This window comes from Vibrio sp. MarTm2 (genome assembly GCF_027587055.1).
GTDB classification, from domain to species: domain Bacteria; phylum Pseudomonadota; class Gammaproteobacteria; order Enterobacterales; family Vibrionaceae; genus Vibrio; species Vibrio sinaloensis_D.
The window spans coordinates 156,234-174,250 of record NZ_JAPPTK010000004.1; the positions used below are offsets into that span (position 1 = coordinate 156,234).

Consider the following 18,017-nt stretch of genomic DNA (forward strand, 5'->3'; position numbering starts at 1 on the left):
CACCGTCTCAGTACCCAAAATACCTTGCCCATTGGCTCCATACATCTTGTAACCCAAGTAAGTCGCCTCTCACAAAACGAACTTTTTGACCCGGTTTAGCTTGCGCTAGACGCGGAAGATCAATGCGCGCAACACAACCGATTTTTGGGTAGCCACCAATGGTTTGTCGATCGTTCATCAATATAATGGGCTCTCCATTGGGTGGAACTTGAATCGCTCCGAGCGCGATGCCTTCGCTTAAGTACTCTTTATTTGGAGGTTGGATGCGTCCGCTGGTCAGTCTATAGCCCATCCGATCGATCAATTGGCTTACTTCAAACTCCTGTTGGAAAAACAGCTCGACTTGCTCACTAGAAAATTCACTGACTTGATAGCCTTCGATGACGCGAAGTTCAAGCGTTCTGTCGTAATCCGGTTTATAGCGAAATGTCATTTGGATCGGTTTGCTTGACACTAAATGAGGCACGATACCCAGCACATCGCCTGCTTTGAGAGGCTCACCATTCATTAGTCCACCAAGTTTGTCACGACGAACACTCGCGCAGCTGCCAAGTTGCGTGTCGACAACGAAACCGTTCTTAACCGCAAGATAACTGCGTAACCCATTTTTAGGCAGTCCAAATGTTAGGCGTTGTCCGGGCTTAGCATCGAATGTCGACCAATTGGTTAGGGGGATTCCGTCCAATTGCGCGTTCAAGTCACCGCCAGCAATCGCCATCTCACAGCGGTGGTTAATTTCGAACTCGGCTTGGCCTAAGGTAATTTCCAATGTTGCCGCGTTTACATTGTTACCAAGAAGATGATTAGCCCAACTATACGCGTAATCATCAAGTGGTCCGCCTTGAGCAATACCGAAATGCGCAAGGCCAAATCGGCCAAAATCTTGAATCAGTGTTTGCTGTCCGGGCTTTATTACCGTGATGGATTCTTGTACGTTCATGTCCACTCCTGTTGCACTTTGCCACCTAAGCTAAAAAACTCTTCACGGCTGATGGGTTTGAATCGAACGCTATTGCCAATCGAAATCGGAAGAATCGACGCACTTTGTGGATCATACAAGTCAATTGGACAATTGCCGATAATGTTCCAGCCACCCGGACTTTGGGTTGGATAGATAGCGGTTTGATTATTGGCAATGGCTACGCTGCCTTTTGCTACATTGACCCTCGGTTGTTCCCGCCTCGGCCTTTGTAGTTTTGGATCAACCGTGGTTAGGAATGCGAAACCTGCGGTAAAACCAATAGCACCAACGCTGTACTCGACAGATGAATGTAGCGAGATGATCTCTTCTAAGCTAAGTCCACTACTTAAGTAGGCGTTAAGGTCGGGGGCGACGTCGGGGTGATAGTAAACCGGAAGCTCGATGATCTTAGGCTCGGGTTTTTCAGGCAAATGAAGGAGAGACTCGGTAACAATTTTTTCTAAATAGGGGATAAACTCAAAGATCGAAATTCGGTGCGGTAAGTAGTCAATTAATATGGTGTTAAACGAGGGGGTTACGTTCATTACCCACGCCCCCAGTTGGTTGCGTAAATACAGGCTGATCTCGCCAATGACCCACGAGAGCTCAGGGCTTGGTTCAGCCTCAAACTTAACCAAAACAGAGCATTCAGCCACAGGGTCGACGGATGTTTCTATTTTCACTATCCTTCCTCCGAGTCTATCACTTTACGTATTTTTTCAATCATTTGCACCGCGTCTAGATTGTCCCCGTGGACACAAATGGTATCCGCATCAATAGATAACGTGTAACCGTCCAATGTTCTTATTTTTCCGTATCGGACTATCTGCGTCACTTGGTCTAAGATCGCTTGCTCATCGTGTATAACGGCACCAGCCATAGAGCGAGGTGCTAAATGCCCGTTCGATAAATACCGTCGGTCGGCAAACGTTTCGAACAAAAGAGGGACATCATAATCGTCAGCAATGTCGAGTCGGTCTTGATTATCTTGAGTGGCTAACGTCATTAAGGGCACGTTAAAGCAAGAGACAGCATCTACAACCGCTTCAAATACACTGGTATTTTTAAGCATATCGTTGTAAAGCGCACCGTGAGGTTTGACATAGTGAAGGGTGGTATTTTCACTTTCACAAATCGCTTTTAGCGCACCGACTTGATAAATCACCATATTGGATATCTCGTTTCTCGAGAGCGTCATGCTTCTGCGGCCAAACCCTTGTATGTCTGGGTAGCTAGGGTGCGCGCCGATTGCAACATTGTGATTAATGGCCAGTTTCACCGTTGAATTCATGATCATCGGGTCGGATGCGTGAAACCCACAGGCAATGCTTGCTTGATCAATATGGGGCATGGCGAGCTCATCACACCCCATTGTCCACTGACCATAGCTTTCACCCATGTCGCAATTTAATTTAATGTTCGTTTTGTTCATTGCAAATAAGCTCTCCGAAATTGCCCCTACCACCTTGTTTCAATTCTATACTTTAAACAGTGATCAGTTTCATTATTTGATCAACAACTTAGCAAAAACATAGGCTTCTAAATATGAATCTTTACTGATAAGTGAAATAATATAGACTGCTAATATAGCAAGGAACTTAGATGTACAAGCGCTCGATTCTTTTTACTTCTCTCTCTCTCGCAGGATGCGCCGTATTCGCGGATGACAATTTGGACGAACTTATGTCAATGAGTTTAGAAGAGTTGTCGATGTTGGATGTTGCTGTAGAAACTGCCTCTAAATTCTCACAGAAAGTGTCAGATGTCCCTGCGTCTGTCTACGTGTTATCAAGCGAACGAATTCAACGTAGTGGGGCGACCAATATCCAAGAAGCCCTTGCTCTGGTTCCCGGTATGTACGTCACTAAATGGAACGAAAACACCTATCACGTTTCATCACGGGGTTTTCATGATGGCTTGTACAACAAAATGCTGGTCATGGTGGATGGGCGAAGTGTCTATAGCCCAGTCTATGGTGGCGTGTACTGGAGTGCTCTCGACTATATTTTGGCAGACATCGAGCGTATCGAAGTGATCAGAGGCGCGAGTGGAGCGATCTGGGGCGGTAATGCGGCGAATGGCGTTGTTAACATCATCACCAAATCAGCTCAAGATACTCAGGGCACCTACATGACCGGAACAGCGGGTCGCTACAATGCTTATGATTATTCGCTCCGTCATGGCTTGAAATTGGATGAAGATTTGTACGCGCGCGCGTTTTATAAGTCCAAAAGCAACCCAAGCTATTTGAATAATTCAGCGTCTAAGTGGAAAACGGACACGGCGGGGATAGAAGTGAGTCGGAAACTGACCGATTCCTCTTGGCAATTTAGAGTGGGCGGCACCAAACTCGCGCATGATTCAGAGGTTTGGACTGTCGCCTATGATAGAAATGATCCGTACAATCAGCCCGTTACCATTACGTTTGATAACGAGCGTATTCAAGTGGATAGCGCCTATGTTCAGCTCAATCATCAAAAGCAGTTAGATTCATCGAGCTTGATTAATACCAGCTTTTGGGTTGATCACGTGAAAGATGAATCCCCTGATGCGCCTGGTGAATACACGACTGTAGATCTCGAATCTAACTACTCGACAGCTTTGAGCGCCAAACATGATCTTATCGCAGGAATCGGCTTACGTTATGTTGGCTTAAGGTTTACGGAAAGCTGGCAGGACGCGGATTTATTCACTCTCGCAGGTTACTCTCGCAGTTACGACATCGATAAAGCCAATGACTACATTGCGAACGTTTTTGCCCAGTCCACTTACCAAATATCTGACCAGTTGAGCAGTGTTCTTGGTGTAAAAGGCGAATACTTTGAGCAGAACAAAACCTTTGAGCTGTCACCACAGATCAGGTTGCTTTACACTCCTAGCGATGCGCACCGTTTTTGGACTGGCATTGGTAGAGCGGTTGTTACGCCGTCTTATATGGACTCAAACTCCATTTATCAACAATCCTACATTGAATGGTACGGTGACACTCCGTATGGTTCCACTTACCTGACGCTGCCAAATGAAAAGCTAAAGAATGAGTCAGTTTGGACGGGTGAGCTAGGGTATCGCTATATGCCGTCCGAGCGTGTTGAGTTGGACGGCATGGTTTTTTACAGCCGCTACGACAACATTCGCGGTAATGACTGCTTTGATTCTCTGGTCTATCAAGGGTATGAACATCTTTGGTTTTGCTTTGTCTCTGATGATTATCAAGCGACAACCTCGGGTATAGAGCTCGCTGCGCATTATCAAGCGGCGGACAATTTGAGCTTCTATGCCACCTACAGTTATCTACGTGTTGACGCCGATTGGGACAAAGGAACCTATTCGAACGGCGGCAATGAAAGTTCGCTGTCACTACCAAGCCAGCATCTTGCCACCTTGCAAACGTTATGGTCGATTAACAAGAATTGGCAATGGGATTTCGCCCTGAAGTATAACAATACCCGTTACACTGACGAAATGAGGTCTGATTACGACATACCCGGCCGTGTAACGCTGGATGATGTCACGCCTCATGTGACCTTGGATACCCGTTTGGGCTGGCGTAAAAACGACAGCGCTCCGCTTGTCGAGCTGGTGGTGCAAAAAATGTTTGCCAACGAAATCTACGATTCTTGGAGTCTCTATCCAAATGAGCAGTTGGCTTATGTGAGGCTATCCCATGAATTTTAGACGTTGGGTGACAACTGCCTGCCTCGCTGCCGCCTTCGTTTCTCCTCTGGCAAACGCCAAGTTCACCCCGGAGCAGGTTAAAGCTGTATACATCTATCGTATTGCCAGCTTTGTGTTTTGGGGCGCTGACGAGCAGATGAACGAAATCAGTATTTGTGCTCCTGATGATGAGGAAGTGCGTGACATACTGACGGATATAACGAAAGACAAGTTGATTCGAAATAAACCGCTGAATATTTCTAACTCGGGGTGCGACGTTTTATACATCACCAAAAAAGAGAGCTTAGACCTGATTAAACTGAACCCTAACCGCACGATTTCAATCAGCGATATTCAAAGTTTTACTGAGCTTGGAGGGGTGGTTGAACTTAGTACGCTAGGTGGACGAATTAAGCCAAGAGTGAATTTAGAAAACGTCGGCGAGTACACGCTGTCGGCTAACTTTTTAAGGGTCGCTGAGATTGTTGGAGGTAAGCAATGAAACTTCTCCACAATATGTCGCTGAAAACCAAGCTTATTCTGCCGATCGTGATCTTTACTGGCCTTATTTTCTTCTCTTCACAAGGGTATGCGCTTTACAGTGCCTTTGAAACTCAAAAGGATAATTTGATTGATCGCGTTAGCGTACTTGCAAAAGGGGTGGCGTATAACCTTCAAGCGGCAATTTTGTTCAACGATAGCTACAGCGCCAATCAGGTTCTAGATGCGTTTTCCGCTGATGAAGAGATTGTCAGGGTGAAGCTGTATACCGCAAACGGACAGTTGTTTGCCATGTACGAACGTGAAGGAAGCGCGGCTCCTGTTCCAAATGAAAAAGAGCGTACTCAAATTCGTGAACATAAGTTTGCTATCGGCGACGAGTACATCTTCATTTTGATTCCCGTTGATATGGAAGGGGAAACCATTGCTCAATTACGACTTATCGTCTCTAAAGCGTCTTTCCAATCCTTATATAACTCCGCATTAAGTAACGGATTCGTATTCTTAGTGTTTCTTATCTGCTCGGGGATCGTCCTTTATATGACGGTCGATAAGTTCATTGTGGGGCCGGTTTATAACCTGAATTTAGCGATGAATGCGTTTATCAACCGCAAGCAGCGAGACTTCAATGTCGCGCCAGCCGCCAATGATGAAATTGGTGATTTGGTTCGAGCGTTCAACACCATGCTCGATAGACTTAGCCAACGTGAACAACAAGTTGCTTACACTTTAGATAAGCTAGAAGAAGAGAAATCATTTGCTAATGAAGTTGTTGAGACGGTCAAACATGCGTTAGTGGTCGTCAACAATAAAGGCGAAATCATGCATTTTAATGGCGCAACGTGCAGTGTATTTCGATGCACGAGTGCCTTCCTAAAGGGTGCGAACCTTGAAGATCTGGTTGAAAGTGAAGAGGCAAACGTCGTACGAGAGGCAATTTATCGCGGGCTGGAATTTACCGATAGAAAAATCTGGATTCGAGATGTGTTTAAGCAGTATCAATTGCTACAAATCAGCTGTACCAAGCTGACAAAAGCGGGGCAGATACTGTTCGCCATTCAAGATATTACCGAAGTGGATGCAGCGCTCAGTCGCCAACGTTTAGCTGCGGGTGTGTTTGAGAACAGCCAAGATGGTTTGATGGTCACGGATCAAGATGACGTTATCACCATGGTCAACCCATCGGTGACCCGATTACTGGGTTACACTCAAGAAGCACTGTTGGGTAAGAAGCCTGAAGAAACGTTGGAATGGCAACAGTTCCGTTCGCTTATGCCAACAATTAAAGAGTCCGTGATGCAGTATGGTCAATGGCAGGGTGAAATCTGGGAAAAACACTTATTTGGTCATAATGTACCAATGTTCGTTAAGGTCTCTTGTATCTACAACAGCGAGGACGAATCGCGTTGTGATTATGTGTACATCTTGTCCGATCTTTCCAGTGTTAAAGAAATGGAACGCTTAGAATACCTTGCTCACCATGACTCTCTGACAGGGTTAGCCAACCGTGCTCATTTGTATCGTGTCTTAGATGATTCTTTGAAAGATGAACGTGAGGCCAAAAATGGCTTAGCACTACTTTATCTCGATCTTGATGGTTTTAAACAGGTTAATGACACTTATGGCCACGACGCGGGTGATGAGGTGTTAAAGCAGGTGGCTGAACGTTTACTGTCTCAAGTGAGAAGTCAGGACTTAGTCGCCCGTTTATCTGGTGATGAGTTCGTGGTACTCCTGACATCAACCGACCGCAGCAGTATCACTGTTTTGGCGCAGCGTCTCATTTCGCTTATTAAGCAGGATATTGTCTATCGTGGGCGAGTTCTCAATGTAGGTGTGAGTATCGGTGTTCACTATATTGAGCAGCGCGATATCCCGATGGATCAGTTAATTAGAGCGGCGGATACCGCCATGTATCAGGCGAAAAGTTTGGGCAAAGGACAATTTGTATTGAGCGAAACCGAATGAAATTAAGTCTCAAGTTTGAGCTGTATTTTCGTTCTCAAGTCCGATAACATTTACGCCAAATTATTCAAAAGGTTATAAGCATGAACGTCTTGGTTACCGGCGGTATGGGCTACATTGGCAGTCATACTTCGATTCAAATGATTCACGCGGGTATGACTCCCGTTCTCTTCGACAACTTGTACAACAGCAAGTCTTCCGTTCTCGAGCGTATTGAAAAAGTGTCAGGGGTAAAACCTGAGTTTATCCAAGGTGATATTCGAGACAAAGCGCTTTTGATAGAGGTGCTTAAGCAACACAATATTCAAGCGGTGATTCACTTTGCGGGTTTAAAAGCGGTGGGCGAGTCGGTTGAAAAGCCGCTTGAGTACTATGACAACAACGTAAACGGTACGCTGGTCTTAGTCGACGCAATGCGAGAAGTGGGCGTGAAAACCTTGGTATTTTCCTCTTCAGCGACGGTTTATGGCGATCCTGCTTCTGTGCCAATTACGGAAGATTTCCCAACTAGTGCAACGAACCCTTACGGCCGCAGTAAACTGATGGTGGAAGAGTGTTTAACGGATTTTCAAAAAGCAAATCCAGATTGGAGTATTACTCTGCTTCGTTACTTCAACCCTGTTGGTTCACACCCTACCGGTGAGTTGGGTGAGGACCCGCAAGGCATTCCGAATAATTTGATGCCGTTTGTTTCGCAAGTCGCGGTCGGTCGGCGCGAGTACTTATCAGTGTTTGGTAATGATTATCCAACCGTAGATGGCACAGGCGTGCGTGACTACATCCATGTCATGGATCTCTCTGATGGTCATATTGCCGCGTTACAAAAAGTGGGTGATAAGTCAGGTCTGCACATCTACAACTTGGGTACTGGCAACGGGTCAAGTGTACTGGAGATGGTGAAAGCGTTTGAACAAGCGTCAGGCAAACCAGTACCTTATAAAATTGTTGAACGTCGACCAGGTGACATTGCAGAATGTTGGGCAGATCCAGCGAAAGCGATGAAAGAGTTGGACTGGAAAGCAACCCGCTCATTAGAGGAGATGACCTCTGATACGTGGCGTTGGCAATCAAACAACCCGCAAGGCTATCCTGAAGTCTGATTTTGCTTTAGATACAAGAAAGCCACCGCAACTGCGGTGGCTTTTTTACGCGTGATACAAAATAGGCAAAAATTGTGTCAGCGTCAGGAAGTCTTAATCAATCGACTCCCTTATCTTTGCCAAGCGATAGTAGCCATATAGAGATTGCAGCGACGACCGCGAAGCCAGATAAGATGATGAAAGGCATTGCTCCATAACCGAGGATGTGCCAGATAACGGATTCTAATGTACTCATTGTCTGTCTCCTTATTGCCAGCCTTCAACGCCATGCATGTCTGGCAGTTTGTGTGCAATACCTTTGTGGCAATCTACACAAGTCTTTTCGCCAGATGCTAGGGCAGTAGAGTGTTGTTTGGCACTACGAGAACTTTGCTCTGAGAAGTCCATGTATTCGAACTCGTGACAGTTACGACATTCCAACGAGTCATTTTTCTTCAATCGAGCCCATTCGCGTTCAGCTAGATGAGCACGGCGCTCTTGAAATTTCTCAGGCGTATCGATCGTTTTGGCAATGAAATGAGCATACAGCTCTTTTGATGCCTGAACTTTACGTACAATCTTATCTGTCCATTCATGTGGTACGTGACAGTCAGAACAGATTGCTCGAACACCAGAGCGGTTAGAGTAGTGAATGGTTTCTTGTATTTCCGCAACGATCGGCGCGTGACAGCCCGAACAGAACTCTTCGGTGTTGGTTGCTTCCATACCGGTATTGAATGCGCCCCAGAATAGAAGACCACCAGCGAAGCCCATAAACAAAACCACACCTACGGCAGCTTTACTTGGGCTCGTCAGTCTCTTCCAAAACGCTTTTAGTATTTTCATATGCAGCCTCTTAATTACTCTCGAACCGCTTATTTAAGCGAGTCTACGCTTTTGAATTCGTTCTCAATCAATGGCTGAGCATTCGCTTGAGGGACGTGACATTGTAGACAGAAGTAACGACGAGGAGACATGTCTGCCAGCACCGCATCTTCACGGTTCACATAGTGCGTTACACTGATTTTGGTTGCGCCCATCTCTTTGGCATTTTTCCAGCTGTGGCAGGCAAGACACTTGTTGGCATTGAGAGACACTTCATAGTTACGAATGCTATGAGGGATCAACGGTGGTTGATAGACAAAGCTGCTGTCGAGAACTTGCTCCTTTGGATACTTTTTAAACTCATCCGCAGGACGCGTAGATTCAAGCTCGCTCGCTCCACGTAGCGACTCCAAACCGCCGATACCACCTGGATTATCAAGTTCTGCTACCGCAACACCGCTCACAAGTGCGCCCACAGATAACAGTGCAATCAGAAATTTTTTCATTATTTTATCTCCGCCTAATGGCTAAATTCTTAGATGTGGCTGCCAATAGTTAGGCAGCCAAGCTCTGATAATTAAGCGATCTTGGTGATCTTAACTGGACACTTCTTAAAGTCTGTCTGTTTAGACAGCGGGTCAGTAGCGTCTAGGATCAGTTTGTTGATCAAGATGCGAGCATCAAAGAATGGTACGAATACCAAGCCTTCAGGTGGACGGTTACGACCACGTGTTTCAACACGAACACGAACTTCACCACGTTTGTTTGCAATCAGTACTTCTTCACCACGGCGAACGCCACGTTTTTTCGCATCAGCTGGGTGCATGTAGACCACTGCATCTGGTACTGCCTTGTATAGCTCAGGTACGCGGCGAGTCATGGTGCCAGTGTGCCAGTGCTCAAGAACACGACCAGTACATAGCCACATATCGTACTCAGAATCCGGAGCTTCCGGTGGAGCTTCATAAGGAGCTGAGATAATAAGCGCTTTACCATCTGGCTTACCATAGAAGTCCCAACCAGAACCCGCTTTCGCATATGGATCTGAGCCTTCTTTGTAGCGCCAAAGCGTCTCTTTGCCATCAACGACTGGCCAACGTAAGCCACGTACTTGATGGTATACATCGTAAGGTGCTAAATCGTGACCATGTCCACGACCAAACTCTGCATATTCTTCAAATAGACCTTTTTGAACGTAGTAGCCGAAGTGATGAGCGTCATCGTTTAGCTCGCGTGCTTCTTCGATTGGGTATTTGTTGATTACACCATTTGCGAATAGCATGTCATACATGGTTTTACCACGGTATTGAGGCGCTGCCGCTAGTTGTTCTTCGGTCCAAACTTCTTCCATTTTGAAGCGTTTAGAGAATTCCATCACTTGCCATAAGTCAGATTTTGCCTCTCCGACAGTACCAACTTGTTGATACCATGCTTGAGTACGGCGTTCAGCATTACCGTAGGCGCCTTCTTTTTCGATCCACATGGCTGTAGGAAGGACTAAGTCTGCAGCTTGCGCGGTCGCTGTTGGGTATGGATCAGAACAAACGATAAAGTTTTCTGGGTTGCGGTAACCTGGCAGACGCTCACCATTGATGTTTGGACCCGCTTGCATGTTGTTGTTACACATTACCCAGTAAGCGTTTAGCTTGCCGTCTTTGAGCATGCGGTCTTGAAGAACTGCGTGGTAACCTGGTTTAGGAGGAATAACACCATCTGGGATGTTCCAAATACCTTCAGCGATCTTACGGTGTTTAGGGTTAGCGACGACCATATCCGCAGGTAAGCGGTGAGCAAAGGTACCCACTTCACGGGCAGTACCACACGCTGAAGGCTGACCCGTTAATGAGAATGGGCTGTTACCCGGAGTCGCGATTTTACCTGTTAGTAGGTGGATGTTGTAGATTAAGCTGTTCATCCACACGCCACGAGTATGTTGGTTCATACCCATAGTCCAAAGAGACATAACTTTAGTATTTGGATCGGCATACTGCTTAGCAAGTTCGATCAGTTTCTCTTTAGATACACCTGACATTTCAGATGCTTTTTCTAGTGTGTACGGTGCAACTGACTTTTTGTACTCTTCAAAAGAGATCGAAGACATTTTTCCTGAGTTCGGGTTCGCCGCTGTTTTTTGCAGTGGGTCATCGTCACGCAGCCCGTAGCCAATGTCGGTCGCGGTTTGTTTGAAGTTGGTGTGTTTGTTAACGAAGTCCCAGTTAACCGCATCATTCTCGATGATGTAATTTGCAATGAAGTTAGCGATTACCAAGTCGGTTTGCGGCTCGAAAATGTAGCCTTCATCTGCCAATTCAAAAGAGCGGTGGTAGTAAGTCGATAGAACATTGACTTTAACATGTGGGTGGCTGAGGCGACGATCTGTAATACGTGTCCACAAGACAGGGTGCATTTCTGCCATGTTTGAACCCCAAAGCACGAAAGAATCGGCAGCTTCGAAGTCATCATAACAACCCATCGGCTCATCAATACCAAACGTACGCATGAAAGCACCTACCGCAGATGCCATACAGTGGCGAGCGTTAGGGTCGATGTTGTTTGAACGGAAACCTGCTTTCATCATTTTAGCGGCCGCGTAACCTTCCATGACTGTCCATTGGCCAGAGCCAAACATGCCTACACCTGAAGGACCTTGCTTTTTCAGCGCTTCTTTCCATTTCTCGGCCATAGTGTCAAAAGCGACGTCCCAAGAAACTGGCGTGAATTCACCTTCTTTGTCGTATTTGCCATCTTTCATACGAAGAAGGGGCTGAGTCAAACGGTCTTGCCCGTACATGATTTTTGAAAGGAAGTAACCCTTAATACAGTTAAGCCCCTTGTTCACAGGTGCTTCAGGGTCGCCTTGCGTCGCGACCACTTTACCGTTTTGAGTGCCAACAAGAACTGAACAGCCTGTACCACAGAAGCGACAAGGTGCTTTGTCCCACGTAATTTTTGTTTGGTCTTTGCTTGCGATCAGATTGGTCGCTGATGCTGGTAGAGTGATACCTGCGACAGCGGCGGCTGATGCTGCTGCGTTTGCTTTCACAAACGCGCGTCTTGTCATCTTCATACTTCACCCTCGATTTGGGAATAGTTGGTTCCAGTGTTGTTATTGTCCGTGTCTTCGTCTTCTAACCCAGTTTCGATCTGGTGGTAGACGAGGGCGGTGCTCAATACGTTAGGTAGGTTGTTTATGGTCTCAATGGTATCGGTGATGAAGCCTTGATTCTCGGTCTCCAAAACCACCACGATTTTCCCTTCAGGGCTATCACCATAAATCTCTGCGTTGTCGTTCTGCTCTATTTGTGACTTCACCTGGCTAAGGTGTTCTGGCGCGCAGTGTACGACTAGGCTAGAAATGTGCACTTCGTTAAGTGACATACAATGTTTCCGTTGTTGTTCTAATTGCTCACAATGATTGATGATGTTGGGCAAACAGAGACACATGCTCCGCAGCCTGTACAATCATCAAGCTCGATGTTGGGTTGTGCGACTTTGCCAATTTCGATTTTGAATTTAATAGCCATGGTCTCGCACATATCTCCACAGCTTCGGCATTCGACATTTTGGTGCGCCAAACAACTTTCATTGATGGTCGCGTTTGCATTCCACGGTCTATCTTCTTTGGATAGAAAAATCGGTTCAGGGCAGACTTCTGCGCATTGATAGCAGAATGTGCATTCATCGATTGAAAAGTCGACGGTAGGGAACCCGCCATCGCCTTTTCGAATGATGCTTGTTTCACACGCTTGTTCACACTTGCCGCATCGGGTGCACAAATCGGTAAAACGGACGCTTTCCTTAACCCAAGGTAAACGAATCATTGAATCGTCAACTTTAGTTCTAGAGAAAAAACGACGTTTTGCTAAATCGACCACGAATGCTCCCGACCAGTATGTTCTGAAATAAGCCCAGCTCAGAAGTTTGTTAATAAGCTGTCATTTACCGACATATAAATTGTAGGTTTTGACATATTTGTATAAATACCCCTTAGGGGTTAATCGCTATGGGTTCTTGTTTCAGATCAATAAATTCCAGCAGGTTTGATCACATATTGGGCGTGTGAGTTAAGATATGGGAAGAATTTGTGATTGTTCAAAGCCTTCCAAACGGTGAAAGAGTGTTTAAAAGTGTGAAAAACTCGGTGACGAGAACCGTTGCCAAGGCGATGGGACTGATCTTGGCTTTGTCTGTTGCGACGACGAGTTTTGCGATCATTACCTTAGCCTCAAGTCTCAATGACGCGGAAGCCGTGAACGTGGCGGGCTCGATGCGTATGCAGAGTTATCGTTTAGCCCATGATATTCAAACCCAGTCTGTCGATTATCCTTCCCATATTCAGATGTTTGAACGTTCAATCTATTCGCCCTCGATGAAGGCGCTGCAAGGCTGGACCGTCCCGAGTGATATCACCCATGATTACTACAGCTTAATCATGCGTTGGCATGAGCTTAAACAGGTACTAAAAAGCCAAGAACGAGAGCGCTATCTTGTGCTGGTGGAAGGCTTCGTTAACCAGATCGATGCGTTCGTCTTTAAGTTGCAGAATTTTTCTGAACAGAAATTGATCAAACTTGCTTGGGTCGGCGGGTTAGGGCTGGGTGGCATTCTGATCGTCAGTTTGTTTGTCGTTCATTACATTCGCAAGCAGATTGTTCGTCCGTTAAATGCACTGGTGCACGCCAGTGAGCAAATTAAATCACGATCATTTGATGTAGAACTGAATGTCTCTAGCGATAACGAAATGGGAATTTTAACGCGTACGTTTAATACGATGGCAGCGGATCTTGGAAAGCTCTATCGCGGACTTGAAAAAGCGGTCAATGAAAAGACCCAAAAATTGCAACACGCCAACGACTCGCTCAAAGTACTTTACAAATCTTCCCAAGAACTCACCGCATCGCGAATTGGTCAGGACAATTTCGAAGCGATTCTAGCTCATATTGTCAGTCTTGAAGGGATCAGTGCTGTGAAACTCGAGATTACTGCTGAGGGGGAGCGACCGCTTGTGTTGACTCAAGGTGAAGCGTGCAGTGGCTGCGAGAATTCTTGTCAGAGCAAGGCGTTATCATTAGATGGCGTTGAACTCGGGACCTTGTATTGGAAAATCGCGCTACCGTGCCCAGATCAAGCTTTGATTGACAACTTTGTTCAGATACTGTCGCGTGCCGTCTATTATAACCAGGCTCAACGTCAAGCTGAGCAGCTATTGTTGATGGAAGAGCGTGCCACGATCGCAAGAGAGCTGCATGATTCGCTTGCTCAATCTCTTTCCTATCTAAAGATTCAAGTATCATTGCTTAAACGGAGCATGGCAAAACTGCCGGAGTCACATCAATTGGAAAAAACAACGCCAATCCTCGCTGATCTCGATACTGGTCTATCTGCGGCTTATACTCAGTTACGGGAGTTGCTCACCACCTTTAGGCTGACAATCAAAGAAGGCAGTTTTGGCCACGCATTAACGGAAATGACAGAGCAACTGGCGGAGCAAACTAACGCTGAGATTAAGTTGATCAATGAATTATCGTCCATTGAGCTCGATGCCAATCAACAGGTTCATTTGTTGCAGTTGATCAGGGAAGCCACCATCAACGCAATCAAACACGCAAATGCGAAAAATATTACTATTCAGTGTCATGAGACAGAGACTAAAGTTGTCGTATCCATCCTTGACGATGGACAAGGGTTCGATCAATCGGTTGAGAAGTTGAATCACTATGGCATGAGTATTATGCACGAGCGAGCGTCTCGCCTTTGTGGCACGCTCGCGGTAACGAGTCAAGCCAATCAAGGCTGTGAAGTATTGTTAGAATATCCGAAAACTAAGGAACCAAACATTGACCGAATGTAGAGTATTACTTGTGGATGACCATCCACTCATGAGGCGAGGAATCCATCAACTACTTAGCTTTGAGGACGAATTTGACGTCGTCGCAGAAGCGAGTAATGGTGCCGATGCCGTGGCGAAAAACCACGAGTGCAAACCCGATCTTGTGCTACTTGATTTGAATATGAAAGGCATGTCTGGCTTAGATACCTTGAACGCTCTTCGTGCTGATGGCTGTGACGCTACCATCGTTATTTTAACGGTGTCAGATAGCCCCGCGGATATTGAAGCCATTGTTAAAGCGGGAGCAGATGGCTACTTGCTAAAAGATACCGAACCTGATGAGCTAGTCAAATTACTAAAATTGTCGTTACGTGGTAACAAAACGTATAGCAAAGAGGTCGCCAAGTATCTTGCTGATCGTGAAAATAGCACCGATGTCTTTGACGAGTTAACGGATCGTGAGATGCAAATTTTAAAAGAAGTGGCGAAAGGGTATCGAAACAAGCAGATTGCTGACACGCTGTTCATTTCTGAATCTACGGTCAAAGTTCATATGAAAAGCTTGCTCAAAAAGTTGAGCGTACCATCGCGTACGGCAGCTACTGTTATGTACTTAGAGCGCTACGGCGAAATAAAATAGCCATTAAACACAAAAGGGCGCATCGAGCGCCCTTTATACTGCAATAAGGATTATGCGGTCATTGGTACCAATACGAGTGTGCCAAAGATCACGGTGATCAAGCCACACAGTACTGGGACCGAAGTTCGTTTTACCACCTCAAACGGGCTTATTTTGCCCATTCCCGACGTCGCAACCACAACGCCTGACACAGGAGAAACGGTGCGACCAAGGTTAGAGGCTTGAAGCATCGGGATAATCAAAAACGCTGGGTTTAATCCCATCTTAGCGGCTAGCGCAGGCGCAAGCTCAACAAACGCATAGAATGGCGCGTTGCCAGAGCCAGTTGCAATAGCAGCAGCAACCGTTAAGCCAGTCAAGATGAGCATCAGTGCAATGCCACCTGCGCCAGCCGTTTCCGCAAGGTGAAGCAAGTTATCAATTGCGCCAATCGACATTAGACCTTGAGCAAACACCCCAGCCGCTACCAATAGCATGACAACGCCTTTAAACGCATCGGCCATCCCTTCATAACAAGACTCTAAATCTTCGAGTGTTTCCTTGCCCTTGAAGCGCTTAGTGACAAAGTCTACCAAGGCACCGAGGAAAATCGACAACACGACAATGGTGTAAATATCGAGCTTTAAACCTTCAATCGTACGACCATTGAAAAGAAATACTCCGACGATTGGCAAGAAAGGTAAAACCGCGTAATAGGCCGGTGCTTTTACTTCGATTGCTGACACATCCACGCGTTCCATTGGCGAGTTGTCTTTTTTATCTAGGTATTTGTTCCAGAAGAATGCCGCAGCAGCCATGACGATAATCGCGCAGATCGACACAGGTAGAACGGTTTGTACCGCGAAGACATCTAAATCTAACCCTGATTTTTCAGCGGCAATCACCACGTCACCAGAGGTAGGAGATAAGATAATAGCCGCTGGAGAGGCGCACACAGCAACAGCCGCAGGGCGTGAAATTCCCATTGCCGTCATCATCGGGAACAGGGTTGCCATTAATAAGACACCAAGCCCAGTCGCTGAACTGACCGCAAGAGACATCAAACAAGCGACAATGTAAGCGGCAACAAGCAGTACATAAGGTGATTTGATGACTGACAACGGCTTGGAAAACTGTTTAACAACGACATTGTTTGCGCCAATGTGAGTCATGTAGGATGCGAATCCACAAAGCAACATGATTTGCATACCCAAACCGCCACCACGATATTGAAGCATGTATTTCACATACTCCAGTGAATCCGTGACCATATTGCCGGTCGACGCGATTTTAGCAGGGAGAACGGTATGTCCGAGTAAACCTGTAAGAATAAGAAGAATTAAACCGGCAGTTAGAAGTACACCTGCAGGCTTGTAGCCTTTAACGATAAAGTAACCGACAGCCACTGTAACCGCTAAGCCAATGAGAAGCTCCAGCATAGTAATCACCCTAGTATTGTTGGATTTGTATAAAACTGTTTCAAACTGTGAACAGCAATGTACAAAAATTCGCTAATCAGTACGAGTGCAACTTCTAGTGCTCATGATCTAGAACAATAAATTAATAAAAGTAAAAATAGTGGACATAATAACTGTATTGTTATTGTTTGTTAGATGTTACTAAAACGCTGCTTTGCTGTCTGAAATCGATGGAAGAGAGCGTTAATTAGAAGGTACAACAATCTTGGCGGGTAACATGACTGGCATCGCTAGGTGAAAGCCTTGGTAAAGGTCAATGTTAAGTGCGCGCATCGCGTTTAATTGCTGCGCAGTTTCGATACCTTCAATCACGGTTTGGGCACCAATACGTTTCGCAAGGTGTAAGGCACTGAGTAGTGGGGCGTGATCACCAGAACAATACTGTAGGAGCAGTGATCGATCCATTTTTAATATGTGCGGTTTTACTTGAAGCACACGCGCTTCGGTAGACGCATTCACGCCAAAATCATCAATGGCGACATTGAACCCATTTTGGTTGAGCTTTTCCATCGCCGTTTCCAAATAGCGCAGATTTTCACAATCGAGTTCGATGAGCTCCATAACGATTTGAGAGTTTTTAAGCCCTAGGTGTTGAATTCGGCTCGCGAGCAAACCGTTTTTAAGATCTTCTGTCGCTAGCCTCTCTCCGGCAATAGGCAATACATTGAGAAATAGCTGCTTATGGCGGAAATCGGACTGAGCAAAGTTGCGAAGATGGATAACGCGGCTTAGGCGTTCAACATTGATCTTGTCTTCGTCGCAAAAGGTATCAGAGCAAAAGAAGTGGTCAGGTCGGATAGGGTTGCCGTTGGCATCTTTGATTCGGACTAAAGCTTCAACGCCGACTATGTACTCATTGATGTCAAAAATCGGCTGATAAACACTCGAGAGAGTGAGCCCGTTATAGTTTGCGATAAACTGGTGCTCGGCGGTCGTTTCTAAGCAGTGTTGGAATTGACTTTTGCTTGTGAGAATCATTAAACAGCAGACCTCGGTCCCTTATCGTATGACATAATGCGTGTCGCTCGACATAATATTGACAATGTCGTAAATTTGTCAATTCTTTCTTCAGTTTCTTGCCTTATCTACAGCGCTCCTCGCACTG

The 18,017-nt window shown here is 46.0% G+C and carries 17 protein-coding genes; 6 read left to right on the forward strand and 11 right to left on the reverse strand.

Annotated features, from left to right (window positions below; all coding sequences use genetic code 11):
* Positions 1-7: 7 nt before the first annotated feature.
* The 3 genes from OH458_RS11060 to OH458_RS11070 are packed head-to-tail and all read right to left on the reverse strand — an operon-like array spanning position 8 to position 2,393.
* Positions 8-940 carry a biotin-dependent carboxyltransferase family protein gene (locus OH458_RS11060; RefSeq protein WP_269978378.1) on the reverse strand — a complete coding sequence of 311 codons (933 nt, stop codon included), beginning with the start codon at positions 938-940 and terminating at the stop codon, positions 8-10.
* Positions 937-1,644 carry a 5-oxoprolinase subunit B family protein gene (locus tag OH458_RS11065; protein WP_039480634.1) on the reverse strand — a complete coding sequence of 236 codons (708 nt, stop codon included), beginning with the start codon at positions 1,642-1,644 and terminating at the stop codon, positions 937-939. The genes OH458_RS11060 and OH458_RS11065 overlap by 4 nt, the downstream gene beginning before the upstream one ends.
* On the reverse strand, positions 1,644-2,393 hold the full coding sequence (locus tag OH458_RS11070; protein ID WP_269978379.1) for a 5-oxoprolinase subunit PxpA: 750 nt from the start codon (positions 2,391-2,393) through the stop codon (positions 1,644-1,646). The genes OH458_RS11065 and OH458_RS11070 overlap by 1 nt, the downstream gene beginning before the upstream one ends.
* A gap of 170 nt (positions 2,394-2,563) precedes the next feature.
* On the opposite strand from OH458_RS11070, the gene OH458_RS11075 reads away from it, so the two are divergent.
* The 4 genes from OH458_RS11075 (at position 2,564) to galE (ending at position 8,181) form a co-directional block, all read left to right on the forward strand.
* The gene (locus tag OH458_RS11075) at positions 2,564-4,636 is read left to right on the forward strand and encodes a TonB-dependent receptor plug domain-containing protein (RefSeq protein ID WP_269978380.1); all 2,073 of its coding nucleotides are present in this window, start codon (positions 2,564-2,566) and stop codon (positions 4,634-4,636) included.
* Positions 4,626-5,117: a YfiR family protein gene (locus OH458_RS11080; protein WP_269978381.1), complete on the forward strand. Its 492-nt coding sequence runs from the start codon at positions 4,626-4,628 to the stop codon at positions 5,115-5,117. The genes OH458_RS11075 and OH458_RS11080 overlap by 11 nt, the downstream gene beginning before the upstream one ends.
* Positions 5,114-7,084, forward strand: coding sequence for a sensor domain-containing diguanylate cyclase (locus OH458_RS11085; protein ID WP_269978382.1), 1,971 nt, complete (start codon positions 5,114-5,116; stop codon positions 7,082-7,084). Before OH458_RS11080 ends, OH458_RS11085 begins: the two co-directional genes overlap by 4 nt.
* Positions 7,085-7,164: 80 nt before the next feature.
* A complete protein-coding gene (gene galE / locus OH458_RS11090) occupies positions 7,165-8,181 on the forward strand; it encodes a UDP-glucose 4-epimerase GalE (RefSeq protein ID WP_269978383.1) in 1,017 nt (338 codons plus the stop codon).
* A 97-nt stretch (positions 8,182-8,278) separates the two neighbouring features.
* On the opposite strand, the gene OH458_RS11095 is transcribed toward galE, so the two are convergent.
* The 6 genes from OH458_RS11095 to napF all read right to left on the reverse strand — a co-directional run bounded on the left by OH458_RS11095 (position 8,279) and on the right by napF (position 12,860).
* On the reverse strand, positions 8,279-8,416 hold the full coding sequence (locus OH458_RS11095; RefSeq protein ID WP_269978384.1) for a TIGR02808 family protein: 138 nt from the start codon (positions 8,414-8,416) through the stop codon (positions 8,279-8,281).
* 11 nt (positions 8,417-8,427) lie between these two features.
* On the reverse strand, positions 8,428-9,006 hold the full coding sequence (locus tag OH458_RS11100) for a NapC/NirT family cytochrome c (RefSeq protein ID WP_269978385.1): 579 nt from the start codon (positions 9,004-9,006) through the stop codon (positions 8,428-8,430).
* A gap of 29 nt (positions 9,007-9,035) precedes the next feature.
* Positions 9,036-9,491, reverse strand: a complete 456-nt coding sequence (locus tag OH458_RS11105; protein ID WP_269978386.1) for a nitrate reductase cytochrome c-type subunit — start codon at positions 9,489-9,491, stop codon at positions 9,036-9,038.
* A gap of 71 nt (positions 9,492-9,562) precedes the next feature.
* Positions 9,563-12,052 (reverse strand): periplasmic nitrate reductase subunit alpha, encoded by a 2,490-nt coding sequence (napA, locus tag OH458_RS11110; RefSeq protein ID WP_269978387.1) that lies wholly within the window; start codon positions 12,050-12,052, stop codon positions 9,563-9,565.
* The gene (locus OH458_RS11115; protein WP_038136794.1) at positions 12,049-12,363 is read right to left on the reverse strand and encodes a chaperone NapD; all 315 of its coding nucleotides are present in this window, start codon (positions 12,361-12,363) and stop codon (positions 12,049-12,051) included. The genes napA and OH458_RS11115 overlap by 4 nt, the downstream gene beginning before the upstream one ends.
* Positions 12,364-12,383: 20 nt before the next feature.
* The gene (gene napF / locus OH458_RS11120; RefSeq protein ID WP_269978388.1) at positions 12,384-12,860 is read right to left on the reverse strand and encodes a ferredoxin-type protein NapF; all 477 of its coding nucleotides are present in this window, start codon (positions 12,858-12,860) and stop codon (positions 12,384-12,386) included.
* A gap of 242 nt (positions 12,861-13,102) precedes the next feature.
* Between napF and narQ the strand changes: the two genes are divergently transcribed.
* Positions 13,103-14,836 carry a nitrate/nitrite two-component system sensor histidine kinase NarQ gene (gene narQ, locus OH458_RS11125; RefSeq protein WP_269978495.1) on the forward strand — a complete coding sequence of 578 codons (1,734 nt, stop codon included), beginning with the start codon at positions 13,103-13,105 and terminating at the stop codon, positions 14,834-14,836.
* On the forward strand, positions 14,823-15,455 hold the full coding sequence (locus tag OH458_RS11130; RefSeq protein WP_269978389.1) for a response regulator: 633 nt from the start codon (positions 14,823-14,825) through the stop codon (positions 15,453-15,455). The genes narQ and OH458_RS11130 overlap by 14 nt, the downstream gene beginning before the upstream one ends.
* 50 nt (positions 15,456-15,505) lie before the next feature.
* Here the strand turns inward: OH458_RS11130 and dcuC are convergent, their stop codons facing one another.
* Together dcuC and OH458_RS11140 are read right to left on the reverse strand one after the other, a co-directional pair.
* Positions 15,506-16,873: an anaerobic C4-dicarboxylate transporter DcuC gene (dcuC, locus tag OH458_RS11135; protein ID WP_039624568.1), complete on the reverse strand. Its 1,368-nt coding sequence runs from the start codon at positions 16,871-16,873 to the stop codon at positions 15,506-15,508.
* Positions 16,874-17,095: 222 nt separating this feature from the next.
* Positions 17,096-17,890 (reverse strand): EAL domain-containing protein, encoded by a 795-nt coding sequence (locus OH458_RS11140; RefSeq protein WP_269978390.1) that lies wholly within the window; start codon positions 17,888-17,890, stop codon positions 17,096-17,098.
* Positions 17,891-18,017 lie beyond the last annotated feature (127 nt).